The sequence below is a fragment of the Bacillus sp. 204(2023) genome, assembly GCF_037027505.1.
GTDB classification, from domain to species: domain Bacteria; phylum Bacillota; class Bacilli; order Bacillales; family Bacillaceae; genus Bacillus; species Bacillus subtilis.
The window spans coordinates 125,707-138,037 of sequence record NZ_JAXCHE010000005.1 but is presented as its reverse complement, the minus strand read 5'-3'; the positions used below and the strand labels follow the sequence as shown (position 1 = coordinate 138,037).

12 protein-coding genes and 1 riboswitch are annotated in these 12,331 nt (G+C 44.5%); of the genes, 5 read left to right on the top strand and 7 right to left on the bottom strand.

What is annotated here, in order from left to right; genetic code table 11:
* Nucleotides 1–22 precede the first annotated feature (22 nt).
* The 3 genes from WA279_RS12180 to WA279_RS12170 are packed head-to-tail and all read right to left on the bottom strand — an operon-like array spanning nt 23 to nt 2,902.
* The gene (locus WA279_RS12180; RefSeq protein ID WP_003243882.1) at nt 23–832 is read right to left on the bottom strand and encodes an ABC transporter ATP-binding protein; all 810 of its coding nucleotides are present in this window, start codon (nt 830–832) and stop codon (nt 23–25) included.
* Nucleotides 833–845: 13 nt separating this feature from the next.
* On the bottom strand, nt 846–1,856 hold the full coding sequence (locus WA279_RS12175; RefSeq protein ID WP_336155506.1) for a FecCD family ABC transporter permease: 1,011 nt from the start codon (nt 1,854–1,856) through the stop codon (nt 846–848).
* Nucleotides 1,856–2,902 carry a FecCD family ABC transporter permease gene (locus tag WA279_RS12170; RefSeq protein WP_169072850.1) on the bottom strand — a complete coding sequence of 349 codons (1,047 nt, stop codon included), beginning with the start codon at nt 2,900–2,902 and terminating at the stop codon, nt 1,856–1,858. The genes WA279_RS12175 and WA279_RS12170 overlap by 1 nt, the downstream gene beginning before the upstream one ends.
* Before the next feature lie 205 nt (nt 2,903–3,107).
* On the opposite strand from WA279_RS12170, the gene WA279_RS12165 reads away from it, so the two are divergent.
* Nucleotides 3,108–4,055 (top strand): iron-hydroxamate ABC transporter substrate-binding protein, encoded by a 948-nt coding sequence (locus tag WA279_RS12165; protein ID WP_336155505.1) that lies wholly within the window; start codon nt 3,108–3,110, stop codon nt 4,053–4,055.
* 233 nt (nt 4,056–4,288) lie between these two features.
* On the opposite strand, the gene WA279_RS12160 is transcribed toward WA279_RS12165, so the two are convergent.
* Both WA279_RS12160 and sspJ read right to left on the bottom strand, forming a co-directional pair.
* Complete coding sequence (locus WA279_RS12160; RefSeq protein ID WP_003228445.1) at nt 4,289–5,698, bottom strand: amino acid permease; 1,410 nt, start codon at nt 5,696–5,698, stop codon at nt 4,289–4,291.
* Nucleotides 5,699–5,801: 103 nt separating this feature from the next.
* A riboswitch (Lysine riboswitch) is annotated at nt 5,802–5,981 on the bottom strand.
* A gap of 116 nt (nt 5,982–6,097) precedes the next feature.
* Entirely contained in the window at nt 6,098–6,238 is a 141-nt protein-coding gene (gene sspJ, locus WA279_RS12155; protein WP_003221612.1) for a small acid-soluble spore protein SspJ, read from the bottom strand.
* A gap of 166 nt (nt 6,239–6,404) precedes the next feature.
* On the opposite strand from sspJ, the gene WA279_RS12150 reads away from it, so the two are divergent.
* Entirely contained in the window at nt 6,405–6,887 is a 483-nt protein-coding gene (locus WA279_RS12150) for a metal-dependent hydrolase (protein ID WP_017696394.1), read from the top strand.
* Between the two features lie 99 nt (nt 6,888–6,986).
* Nucleotides 6,987–8,840, top strand: a complete 1,854-nt coding sequence (locus WA279_RS12145) for an LTA synthase family protein (RefSeq protein ID WP_336155504.1) — start codon at nt 6,987–6,989, stop codon at nt 8,838–8,840.
* A gap of 28 nt (nt 8,841–8,868) precedes the next feature.
* Here the strand turns inward: WA279_RS12145 and WA279_RS12140 are convergent, their stop codons facing one another.
* A complete protein-coding gene (locus WA279_RS12140) occupies nt 8,869–9,795 on the bottom strand; it encodes a substrate-binding domain-containing protein (RefSeq protein WP_336155503.1) in 927 nt (308 codons plus the stop codon).
* 110 nt (nt 9,796–9,905) lie between these two features.
* On the opposite strand from WA279_RS12140, the gene modA reads away from it, so the two are divergent.
* Both modA and modB read left to right on the top strand, forming a co-directional pair.
* Nucleotides 9,906–10,688 (top strand): molybdate ABC transporter substrate-binding protein, encoded by a 783-nt coding sequence (modA, locus tag WA279_RS12135; RefSeq protein ID WP_336155502.1) that lies wholly within the window; start codon nt 9,906–9,908, stop codon nt 10,686–10,688.
* On the top strand, nt 10,660–11,352 hold the full coding sequence (gene modB, locus WA279_RS12130; protein WP_336155501.1) for a molybdate ABC transporter permease subunit: 693 nt from the start codon (nt 10,660–10,662) through the stop codon (nt 11,350–11,352). Before modA ends, modB begins: the two co-directional genes overlap by 29 nt.
* 30 nt (nt 11,353–11,382) lie before the next feature.
* On the opposite strand, the gene pgoN is transcribed toward modB, so the two are convergent.
* Nucleotides 11,383–12,213 (bottom strand): glyoxal/methylglyoxal reductase, encoded by an 831-nt coding sequence (pgoN, locus tag WA279_RS12125; protein ID WP_015483687.1) that lies wholly within the window; start codon nt 12,211–12,213, stop codon nt 11,383–11,385.
* Nucleotides 12,214–12,331 lie beyond the last annotated feature (118 nt).

Sequence of the window (12,331 nt, the reverse complement as noted above, 5' to 3'; positions counted from 1 at the left end):
CCGGCTTCGAACCGGGATTTTTTCATACAGTAACTAGCTCTTTTTCATTTTTAATCAAGTCATATGTCAAGCATACAGGTTTATTTGTACGGGGATCAGTCACGATTTCGGCATCAATCTGAAATACCTGCTTCAAAATGTCTGGTGTCATGACCTCCAGTGCAGTTCCTTCCTTGATGACCGTGCCTTTTTTGAGCGCGATCATATAATGAGAAAAACGAGCTGCATGGTTAAGATCATGAATGACCATTAAAATCGTCCGCCCTTGCTCTTTGTTGAGTCTGTCAAGCAGCTGCAGAATTTCAAGCTGATGTGCAAGATCAAGATACGTTGTAGGTTCATCCAGCAGAAGCAGTTCCGTCCCTTGCGCAAGCGCCATGGCAATCCACACGCGTTGACGCTGTCCGCCTGACAATGCCTCAATCGGCCGTTCAGCATATTCAGCCATGCCTGTTTCTTCAAGCGCCCATTTGATAATCCGGCGGTCTTCGTCATTTAATCTGCCGAATCCTGATTGATGCGGAAACCTGCCGTACGACACCAATTCGTGCACTGTTAGGCCGCTCGGCGCTTCAGGTGTCTGTGGAAGAATCGCCATATCTTTTGCAATGTCCTTTGTAGACATTTTATGAATCGCTTTGCCGTTTAAATAGACGGCACCTGCATGTGAACGCATAATTCTGGACATTGTTTTTAAAATCGTTGATTTCCCGCAGCCGTTCGGGCCAATTAAGGTGGTAATTTTCCCTTTAGGAATCGATATATTTAAATCCTCAACAATCACCCTGTCGCCATAACCGATTCCAAGCTGTTCCGTTGATAATGAATTCATATTCGGCCCCCTCCTAATTCGCTTTCATCAATAAATAAATAAAGTAAGGCGCACCTAGCACGGAAATGACAAGTCCGACCGGAATTTCTGATGGTGCCAATACATTTCTCGCCAGCGTATCAGCAAGCAAAAACAGGAATGAGCCGATGAAGGCGGAGATCGGTATCAGCGTCTGGTGACGTGGACCGGTCAGCCTTCTAGCCACATGCGGCGCGATCAATCCGAGAAACGCAATGCCCCCCGCAGCTGCCACGCATGAAGCGGCAAGAGTGACCGCTGCCAGAAGAAGAATCCGTCTTTCCCTTTCAACAGCGGTGCCCAGCCCGGTCGCCAATTGGTCTCCGAGCTGCATAATGTTCAAATAGCGTGCCTTATATAAAGTAAACAGAAGCAAGATCACAATCCAAGGGAGAATCGCCCAGATCATATTCCAGTTCGCCCCCCATATTGAGCCGGATATCCAAACCGCGGCTTGCATAAAATCATGAGGGTCCATCTTAAGCTGAAAAATCAGCAACAGGGCATTGAATCCGGCATTCACCCCTATGCCGACTAAAATCAGCCGAATCGGTGTCACGCCTTTTTTCCATGCCAGAATATAAATGAGAAACGCAGCGAGGATTGCTCCTGCCAAAGCACTGAACGGCAGCATAAATGTTCCGAAAAAGCTAAGATCTGAAGCTGACCCTTGAAAAAAGTATATAAAAAGCACTACAGCAAGTGAACCGCCGGCGTTAATTCCGAGAATACCAGGCTCGGCAAGTTCATTTTGAGACACGCTTTGCAAAATGGCTCCAGCTACGGAGATCCCTGCTCCAACAAGCAAAGAAAGGATGATCCTGGGCAGCCTGAACTCAAATAAGACAAGTTCATCACGCGCCGTTCCTTGGCCGAAAAAGATCTGAAGCGTTTTAAGCGGTGCAATTTTGATAACGCCCAAATTGAGACTGATAAAAAAGACCACCACGATAAGCAAAAAGGTCACAGCCATTACAATAAGCGGTTTGTTTGTTTTTGTTTTCATTACAGCCCTCTCCTTTCACGACGTGCCAAATAAAAGAAAAAGGGAACGCCGATCAGAGAAGTCAGCGCGCCGACAGGCGTTTCAAAGGGCGCATTTACGAGTCTGGCCGCTATGTCAGCAAAAACAAGCAAAACAGCACCGAGCACCGCCGAGCAAGGAATGATCCACCGATAATCCACACCGACCAAAAAACGGGTAATATGCGGAATGATCAGCCCGATAAATGCAATAGTGCCGGCAATGGAAACCGCAGCTCCGGTCAGAATTACTACGATAAGCATGCCAACCAGTTTCACTGCTGATGTATATTGTCCAAGCCCTTTTGCCAGATCGTCACCGAGACTTAACACTGTCACAGACCGGGCGATGAAAAACGCGAGCGTTAAACCGACAGCCCCTGCAATAAGCAAAAGCTGGACCCCTGACCATTTCACACCCGCTACCCCGCCTGCGTACCAAAAGCTGATATCCTGAGCGACATCAAAGCGGATTGCAATGGCAGTTGAAATGCCGGTAAAGAAATAAGTAACTGCCGTACCCGCCAGAGCAAGCTTTACAGGCGTAAGTCCGCCCCTTGAAAACATGCCGATGCCCATTACCGTCGATGCCCCCAGCCCCGCTCCCGCAAAGGACCATAGCACAAGCCCCATTGCAGAAAGCCCGGGAAAAAAGGCAAACGCAATTGAAACCGCAAACGCAGAGCCTGATGTCACACCCATAATCGAAGGCTCTGCCAAAGGGTTTCTCGTCATCCCCTGCATGATTGCTCCCGACACTGCCAACAATGCGCCTACAAGCGCGGCAGCAGCCGTTCTCGGCAGCCGAAGATCATGTATAATTTGGTGAGATGTCTTTGTCGGCTGATAATGAAAAATGGCGTCCCATACAGTGCGCAAATGAATATCCGCTGCACCGAGGGATATGGATAAAAATGCGCCAAGGCAAAGCAGGCATAGACCTGCAATAAGGACAATGACCGCGCCATATGTCCTTGACGTCCATTGGATTTCTTCTGATGCAGTCTGTATATTTTTATGTTGACTCAACTGCCGTACTTCCTTTCTGTTACTGATAATGATTATCAATTGCTGTTTCAGTATATCACTTTTTTCAGCTGATTTAATAGCGTGTTTTGAACAAAAATGAAAATGCATTTGCAAAAATATCGTGTCAACCGGCACTTGCAGTGGTATAATCACAGATGATAATGATTCTCTTTTTCATCTATTTTTTAGAAAGAAGGTATGAGATATGACCCATATATACAAGAAACTCGGAGCCGCGTTTTTTGCCCTGTTATTGATTGCAGCGCTGGCAGCCTGCGGGAATAACTCAGAAAGCAAAGGTTCTGCCTCTGATTCAAAAGGCGCAGAAACCTTTACATACAAGGCTGAAAACGGAAATGTAAAAATCCCGAAGCATCCTAAACGGGTGGTTGTCATGGCAGACGGCTATTACGGCTACTTCAAAACACTCGGCATCAACGTTGTCGGTGCGCCTGAGAATGTATTTAAAAACCCTTACTACAAAGGAAAAACCGACGGCGTTGAAAACATCGGAGACGGCACTTCGGTTGAAAAGGTCATTGATTTGAACCCTGACCTGATTATCGTCTGGACAACACAGGGCGCTGATATTAAAAAGCTTGAAAAAATTGCGCCGACTGTCGCAGTAAAATACGATAAGCTCGACAACATCGAACAGCTGAAAGAATTTGCAAAAATGACGGGAACTGAAGATAAAGCTGACAAATGGCTGGCCGAGTGGGATAAAAAAGTTGCTGCCGCTAAAACAAAAATCAAAAAAGCGGTCGGTGACAAAACCATTTCCATTATGCAAACGAACGGAAAAGACATTTACGTATTCGGTAAAGACTTTGGAAGAGGCGGAAGCATCATTTACAAAGACCTCGGCCTGCAGGCTACAAAGCTGACAAAAGAAAAAGCCATTGACCAGGGGCCAGGTTATACAAGTATTTCATTAGAGAAGCTCCCTGACTTCGCCGGGGATTACATTTTCGCGGGCCCATGGCAATCAGGCGGTGATGATGGCGGCGTATTTGACAGCTCCATTTGGAAGAACCTGAATGCCGTTAAAAATGGCCATGTATACAAGATTGATCCGATTGGCTTCTATTTCACAGACCCGATTTCATTAGAAGGACAACTGGAGTATATTACGGAAAGCTTGACTAAATAAACAAAAGAGCCGCCTGCCCGCGGCTCTTTTGCTTATTTATAAGGAACGGCTCAATTTGAATCATATCGGATATTTTCTTTGAGCCATTCATATTAAGCTGCATCCTCATCACGATCAGTTTTTTTATGCTGGAGAGACTGAAAAACGTTTTTTGCATATTTAACGAACGGATTCCTAACAGGAGAAATTGTGATTTATAAAAAAGACACCTGAGCAAATCAGGTGTCTTTTCATTATGCTTGTTTTTCTTTCTGGAACTTCTTACTCACAAATGGATAAACGATCAAGCCGACAAAGAATAAACCGATGCCGAGGATAAATGTCGTTAAATCTGCTGTGCCTGTTACGATAACAAACACGGAGTATGCACACGCCAGTATTGCGATCAATCCGTCTCTTACACGGGAGCCTTTCAGCTGGTCATACGTTTCACCTTTGATGACTACCTTCAAGCTGTAGATTGCAGATACCAGATACGGAATTAAATATGCGAGTGTAGCCGCTGTCGTTAAAAATGTAAATGCGTCACTTATTGTCCGGGAAATAACCGAGAAAATGAAGACCTGTGACATGACGTTTGTAATAATGAGTGCAATGACCGGACTTCCCTTTTTATTCGTTTTTGCAAAAAATGCCGGGAAATCTCCTGCTTTAGCGGCTTGGTATGGCACCTCAGAGCCAAGCAAAATCCAGCCGAGCATCGTTCCGAATAAACAAAGGATAGCCAAAAGCGCCATAATCACGCTTCCCGCGTTTCCAACAATCGCATAGAGTACATCAACAAATGGTTTTTCAGAGCCGACAAGCTTATCATGCGGCAGAACACCCATCGTAATTAAAGTCACAATAATATATATGCTCAAGGCAATCAGCAAGCCGGTAATTGTCGCACGTTTCACATCACGCTGAGAGCGCGCACGGCCGGACAGGATCACCGCGGATTCAATTCCGACAAACGCCCACAGTGTAGAAATCGCGGCGTTATGAACCTGGCCGCCAATTCCAATGCTTGTGCCGTTTTCTCCTTGAACCGGGAAATAAAAATGACCGAATAATGCCGTTTGAAACACAAATAAACCGGCAACGATAAAGAAGACAAAACCTAATACTTTAGAAAGCGTTGTGACAAAGTTTAATTTACTTGCGCCGTTAATGCTGGCAACAAGAATCGCGTGCGTTCCCCATAACAAGATCGTACATACGGCAAACGTCAGTAATTGGCCGAGTGTCACCTCTTGCCCGCCGATCGAAAACATCTCACGTTTATCAACCAAGATCGGGAAGAACGAAGTCAAGTAACCGGCGAGACTTGTGATGATCGCCACGTTACTGATCCAGCTCGCCACCCAGTAGCCCCACACCATTGTGAAACCGGCAGCGTTGCCTTTTTTCGGGTCAGAAAACAGCGCTCTTGCATAACTTTGCGGTCCCGCTGTCAGTTCAGGCTTGCGAATGGACAAGTGTCCGAACACAAGTGCAATCATCAGCACGCCGGCACCTGTCAAAAGCCAGGCGGACGTAGCTCCAAACGGACTCGCAATTGAAGCAAGCGAGCTCGGCAAGGAGAAAATTCCTGATCCAACCATATTTCCAACGACAAACGCCGTTAATAACCAAAAACCCCATTTTTTTGTCTGTTCCATTCCAGTACCTCCATGATTCTTTGTACGGACCAGACCCCGAGATCATATAAACGCAAAAAAAGCCTGAACAAAAGTCCATGCTTAAAGAAACACACACCCTTGATCTCCGGATAGCCCTCCGCGAAAAAGCACGCGGCAGTCCTGCACTTATTCAGATACAGTCCCAGCATAGAGAAGGATCGGCTTTCTCCACACTTCGGCGCTGATGCCTTTTACACATGTTTAACAGCTCCTGTCAGCCTGGCATGTGTGACTTATCATCCGCGCAACCTCTACCTCACTGAGAAAGAGTGAGGATTTAATTATTCAGTTACTCCCAGAAGGTTATCAAAGAAAGGATGATCTGTCAAAGGGAACAGATGGAAAATACGGATAGAGCCAAGCTCTATCCGCATGTGGTTATCGATTATTTTTCTTTTTTTGCACAGCTTCTTGAAGCGGATCATCTTTTAGAGCTGAACCAGCATCTTCAAGAGCTCCTTGGATTACGTTTTTTTCTTTTTCGGAACGTTTTCCTTTATCTTTATTAAAGAAACCCATTCGTATCACCTCTTTTAAAAAATAGGTACATGTTTAAGATGCCTCTTTCATGAAAAATTATGCGGGATATTTTTTATCGTCCAAAGTCCTGTTGATCAAACATACATTCTCTTGATATATTTGTAATTCAGAGATTTTTTGCAAAAGATAAAAGGAGAAGCGGCAAATGACAGGAAAAACACACATCATGGGAGGCATCGCTTCTTGTACGGCAGCGGCTTATTATTATGGATTTGATCCAGTGCTTATGGCTGCGTCAGGCGCGGTTGGAGCATTAATACCCGATATCTGCCACACACAAAGCAAAATCGGGAGAAGATTTCCTATTTTATCGAAAGTGGTCAGCTCCGTTTTTGGCCATCGCACCTTTACACACAGCTTGCTGTTTATGCTCATCATGTTTTTTATCACTTCTACATACATTCCAGATAAAAACATATCAGCCGGCCTGATGATCGGAATGGCGAGCCACTTGATTCTTGACGCTTGGACGGTGAACGGAATCAAATTATTATTCCCTTCAACGATCCGCGTTCGGCTTCCATTATATATGAAGACAGGCAGTTTTTCTGAGCAGCTCGTGCTAGCCGGCCTGACCCTTGCTTCATGTTACTACTTTTATATGCTGTTTCATGGGCGCATGTTTTAAACATGAGTGCTGAGACTTGTCTGAACCGGCTGTTTTTAGTAGGTTTTACTTAAGAAGCATTTCATGCAGATGATCAAGAAAACGTGAGGAGTCATATTGATGAAAGGAACCTTTTTTCACAATCAGCGGTTTTTATGTTTTTCGATCTTATTTATGTGGATCAAAACGTATGTGATATATAAACTCGGCTTTGATTTGCAAATCGATACTCTGTTGGAGGAGCTAATGCTGCTGGTCAACCCGCTCAGCTTTATTCTTCCTTTATTCGGGATCGGCCTGCTTCTGAAAGGAAACAAGCAGCGGGCTTTTTTGCTGATTGCCAATTTGGTTCTGACTGTTATCTTGATCTCTAATACGATTTTTTACGGCTTTTATATCGATTTTATTACCATTCCGGTTTTATTTCAGGCCAGCAACATGAGCGATATGGGCAGCAGTGTAAAAGAATTGTTCCATCCTCTGTTTATCGCCCTGTTTGTGGATTTGGTTTTTCTGCTGCTGTTCGCCAGAAAAACCAAACACCCACAGACAAAAGCCGCTCCCCGCACGATCAAACGGTACTATGCAGCTTCCTGCGGCATGCTTTTATGCACACTGGCACTTGCAGAAGTACAGCAGCCGAAGCTTTTGGCACATTCTTTTGACCGGGAAATGCTAGTCAAAAGCATCGGCCTGTTTCAGTTCCATATTTACGATACAATTTCTCAGACTGTTAATATCAGCGCGAAAGCTTTTGCCGATGAAGACAGTATAACTGCCATTAAAAACTACACAGAGGCTGATTACAGCAAGCCTGATCAAAGCAAATTCGGTCTTGCAAAGGGGCGCAATGTCATCTTTGTAACACTTGAATCGACCCAAAGCTTTGTTCTGAATGAAAAAGTAAATGGAAAAGAAATTACCCCATTTATGAATGATCTCATTAAAAAAAGCTATTCCTTTGATCTTTTCTATCAGCAAACAGAACAAGGCAAAACATCAGATTCAGAATTTATCGTCGCTAACTCACTGTATCCTTCCCTTAGCGGCGCCGTCTTTTTCACGAAAAGCGACCATCAATTTCATACGATGTATAAATCGCTGAAGCAGCACGATTATTATTCAGCCGTCTTTCATGCTAACCATAAAACATTTTGGAACAGAGATGTCATGTACGATACATTTGGCATTGACCGCTTTTTTGATGTTGATGATTTTCATGTCACTCCCGGGACATCGACAAGCTGGGGCTTAAAAGACAAAGAATTTTTAGAGCAGTCCGCCGAAAAGCTGAAAAGCCTGCCGCAGCCGTTCTACAGCAGTTTTATCACGTTAACGAATCATTTTCCGTTTGAGATTGATGAAAAGGATCAGCTGATAGATGAATTCGATTCAAGCAGTGATCTGTTAAACCGCTATGTGACCACGGTTCGCTATGAGGATGAGGCATTGAAGCATTTTATCAAAAAACTGAAGGACGAAGGCTTATACGAAAATTCGATGATCGTATTTATGGGAGATCATTACGGCATTTCTGAAGCCCATAACGAGGCAATGGCTGAGTTTTTAGGGAAAGACGAAATCACACCGTATGACAACGTTCAGCTCCAGCGGGTGCCGTTTATCATACATATCCCGGGAATCACCGATCAAAAGCCGGAAACCATCCCTGATGCCGGGGGACAGGTCGACGTCAGGCCGACGCTGATGCATTTGCTCGGCGTTGAGACAAAAGGCGATATCCAATTCGGCAATGATTTGCTGTCGGGCGACCGCACCCCATTCGCCGTTCTGCGAAACGGCAGCTTTATTACGAACGATTATATATACACAAAGAACACGTGCTATAGCCAAAAAACAGGTGAAGTGCTGGAAGATCAGGATGCGTGCCTCCCTTACAAGGAGAAAGCAAACGAAGAACTTTCTCTCTCTGATAAAATTTTAAATGGTGACCTGCTCAGGTTTTCCGAATGAAAAAAATCCCTCTATCAAGAGGGATTTTTTACGTTTCCAACATCACCTTGCCAGTCAGCTTCGTTTCATAGCCGTTTAAATGAGACAAATTCGCCTTGTAGTCCTCAGAATTCAAAATCTCCTTCACGACTTTGAGCAGCTGCTCATTTTTTTTCAAAACAACGATATCATATTGTTCGTCGATGAGCGGGATAAAATCAACACTGCCCATATGTGCCGCGTGCTGTGCCCCGATTCCCGCGTCAGCCTGTCCGCTTGAAACTTGTGAAGCGGCAGCGTAATGATCGGTCACGATATCGCCGTATCCCTTTACATCAGCCGGATTCACACCAAGCAAGCCAAGCTGTTCATCAAGGAGCACCCTTGCGCCAGAACCCTTTTCCCTGTTGATGATCCGGATATCGGCTCTTTTCAAGTCTTTCCAGCCTTGAATGTTTTTCGGATTCCCTTTTTGCACATACAGTCCTGCTTTGCGGAGAACGACATTGATGAGACAAAATGGTTCACCTGTCAAAATCCGCTTCACATAAGGCGCGTTATACTGGCCCGTTTCAGCATCGTACAAATGGAGGCTGACAATGTCACACTTGCCTTGATACATATCAATCAGGCTGTTTAAGCTTCCTTTGTATTTACGGAGCGGCGTCTCCTGAATGGCACTCTCCAAATGCTTGCTGAGGAGATCCATCGAAATGTCCTGTCCGCTGATCATGACATTCGGTCTGCCGTCCGGCTCAGCCTCCTGCACCTGTTTCGGCGCTTCTGTTGCAGCGATGGGCTGAGACATTCTCATATTCGTTTTATATTGCTTTAAATCTTCTTCATCCACACGCATCTGCCTTCCGACACGGTAAGCAGGCAGCACGCCTTTTTTAATCAAATCATAAACGGTCAGCTTTGATACCTTCAGCAGACCTGCAACTTCTTCTATCGTATAGGAAGAGGTTTCATTCATCATCATCACTCTCCTATTTTATTATACCTTTTCGCCGAATGTAAAAAAACCCACATAAACCAAACATAATCAGTTATAATTAGTTATATCTAATGATAAGGGGTGCAATCATGTTTAAGAAGTATTCTATTTTCATCGCAGCCTTAACTGCTTTTCTCCTTGCAGCAGGCTGTTCTTCAAACCAGTCTTCAACGGACAGCGAGAAAAAAGTAACGTTAACCATCTCAGCTGCCGCCAGCGCTCAGGATGCACTTGAGGAAATCCAAAAAAATTATGAAAAAGATCATCAAAATATTACCATCCAAGATAACTATGGCTCATCCGGCGCCTTGCAAAAACAGATTTCTCAAGGAGCAGGAGCAGATCTGTTCTTCTCAGCTGCTGAGGATAAATTTAAAAAGCTGGTGGATGATGGAGATATCGCAAAAAAAGACAGCACTGAATTAGTCGGTAATGAAATTGTGCTGGTCGTACCGAAAAACGGAGATTCACCTGTCACAAGCTTCAGCAATCTGGCTGAATCAGAAAAAATCGCTCTTGGCACTCCGGAATCCGTACCGGCAGGAGCTTATGGGAAAGAATCACTGACAAAGCTGTCTTTATGGGACAAAGTGAAGGATAAAATTGTGTATGGAAAAGACGTTCGCCAAGTTCTTTCTTATGTTGAAACCGGCAATGTAGACGCAGGTATTGTTTATAAAACAGATGCCCTGGTCTCGAAAAAGGTCAACATTATTGACGAGGCAAAAGCAGATACACACAGCCCAATTGTCTATCCGTTAGGAATCGTAAAAGATACAAAACACCGTAAGGAAGCGAAGGAATTTTACGAATACCTGCAATCTGATGAAGCAATGAAAGTATTTGAGAAATATGGCTTTACTGCCGAGTAGCATAAGCGTTTCAGAATTTTTCACACCCGTTGTGCTTTCCTTTCAGGTGGCGGCAGTTGCCGGAATTGTTGTCATTATTCTCGGAACACTTGCTGGAGCATGGATGTCACGGGCATCATTTTTCGGAAAAACGGCACTCGAAACATGTTTTATGCTTCCGCTCGTTCTTCCGCCTACTGTTGTCGGTTTTATTTTGATCGTCATTTTCGGAAAGCACAGCTTCATCGGACAAGCCATCGAGTGGATTTTCCAGCAGCCTGTCATTTTCACCTGGTGGGCCGCTGTGATCGCCTCGGCTGTTGTAGCCTTTCCGCTTATGTATCAATCAGCCAAAACCGGATTTGCTGACATTGATCCCGATATACAAGGTGCGGCAATGGTAGACGGCGCTAGCAGATGGAAAGTGTTTATCCATATCTCCGTCCCGCTTGCCTATCCTTCGTTACTGACCGGGTGCATCCTCAGCCTTGCGCGGGCGCTCGGAGAATTTGGCGCAACACTCATGTTTGCAGGAAACATCCCCGGTGTTACGCAAACACTGCCGACGGCGATATATGTCGCATTGGATTCCGGCAACAATACCCTTGCTTGGGCGTGGGTCGTCTGTATTGTTGTCATTTCCTTTTTGATGCTGTTTTTCATTCAACAGAAAAAAACGCACTAAAAAAACTCCCCATAACGGGGAGTTTTTTGATTAAAACAGAAGCTCATCAGGATTTGGGCCGACACGCTCATCTTTATTTAATGCGTCAATTTTGTCCATGTCTTCTTGAGACAATTCGAAATCAAAAATATCAGCGTTTTCGATGATACGGTGTTCTTTAATGGATTTTGGAATGGTTACAACTTCATGCTGCAGATCCCAGCGCAAAATCACTTGAGCCACAGATTTATTGTGTTTTTCAGCAATCTGTGTCAGCACTTCGTTATCCAAAAGCTGTCCCTGCATGAGCGGAGACCACGCTTCCAGCTGAATGCCTTGCGCTTTGCAGTAATCTCTTAATTCTTTTTGCGTCAAACGAGGGTGAAATTCAACTTGGTTCACCATCGGTTTGATTTCAGCATCTTTCAACAGCTCTTCTAAATGATGAACTTGGAAGTTGCTGACGCCGATCGCGCGAATTTTGCCATCTTTGTACAGCTTTTCAAGCGCGCGCCATGTATCTTTATATTTATCTTTGCCAGGCCAATGGATCAAATATAAATCTAAGTAATCAAGCTGTAATCTTTCCAGGCTTTTTTCAAAGGCAGCAAGCGTTGTTTCGTAGCCTTGATCTTCATTCCACACTTTTGATGTGATGAAGAGCTCTTCTCTTGCCACACCGGATTCTTTAATCCCGATGCCAACGCCTTCTTCATTTTTGTAGATCGCTGCTGTATCAATACTGCGATAACCATTTTTAATTGCCGCTTTCACTGATTCAGTCGCTTCATTACCATTTTCTACTTTAAAAACACCCAGACCGAACCAAGGCATTTCAACTCCGTTATGTAACTTTACAGTATCTTTTAAACTTGTTGGCACTTGAACATCCACCCTTTCACTGAAATGTAAGCGTCTATATTATCTCACATTCCTCTCAGCCGATACCAATAATACGCTTAAGACCCTCTTTTTGCTTCTTTTTTCACAGCACAGGCAA

Bases quoted from the DNA above. Each gene is read 5' to 3' on its own strand.
- WA279_RS12165 (WP_336155505.1), top strand. From the start codon at position 3,108: ATGACCCATATATACAAGAAACTCGGAGCCGCGTTTTTTGCCCTGTTA.
- WA279_RS12160 (WP_003228445.1), bottom strand. From the start codon at position 5,698: ATGGAACAGACAAAAAAATGGGGTTTTTGGTTATTAACGGCGTTTGTC.
- WA279_RS12145 (WP_336155504.1), top strand. From the start codon at position 6,987: ATGAAAGGAACCTTTTTTCACAATCAGCGGTTTTTATGTTTTTCGATC.
- WA279_RS12140 (WP_336155503.1), bottom strand. From the start codon at position 9,795: ATGAATGAAACCTCTTCCTATACGATAGAAGAAGTTGCAGGTCTGCTG.
- WA279_RS12180 (WP_003243882.1), bottom strand. From the start codon at position 832: ATGAATTCATTATCAACGGAACAGCTTGGAATCGGTTATGGCGACAGG.
- sspJ (WP_003221612.1), bottom strand. From the start codon at position 6,238: ATGGGTTTCTTTAATAAAGATAAAGGAAAACGTTCCGAAAAAGAAAAA.
- WA279_RS12175 (WP_336155506.1), bottom strand. From the start codon at position 1,856: ATGAAAACAAAAACAAACAAACCGCTTATTGTAATGGCTGTGACCTTT.
- WA279_RS12150 (WP_017696394.1), top strand. From the start codon at position 6,405: ATGACAGGAAAAACACACATCATGGGAGGCATCGCTTCTTGTACGGCA.
- modA (WP_336155502.1), top strand. From the start codon at position 9,906: ATGTTTAAGAAGTATTCTATTTTCATCGCAGCCTTAACTGCTTTTCTC.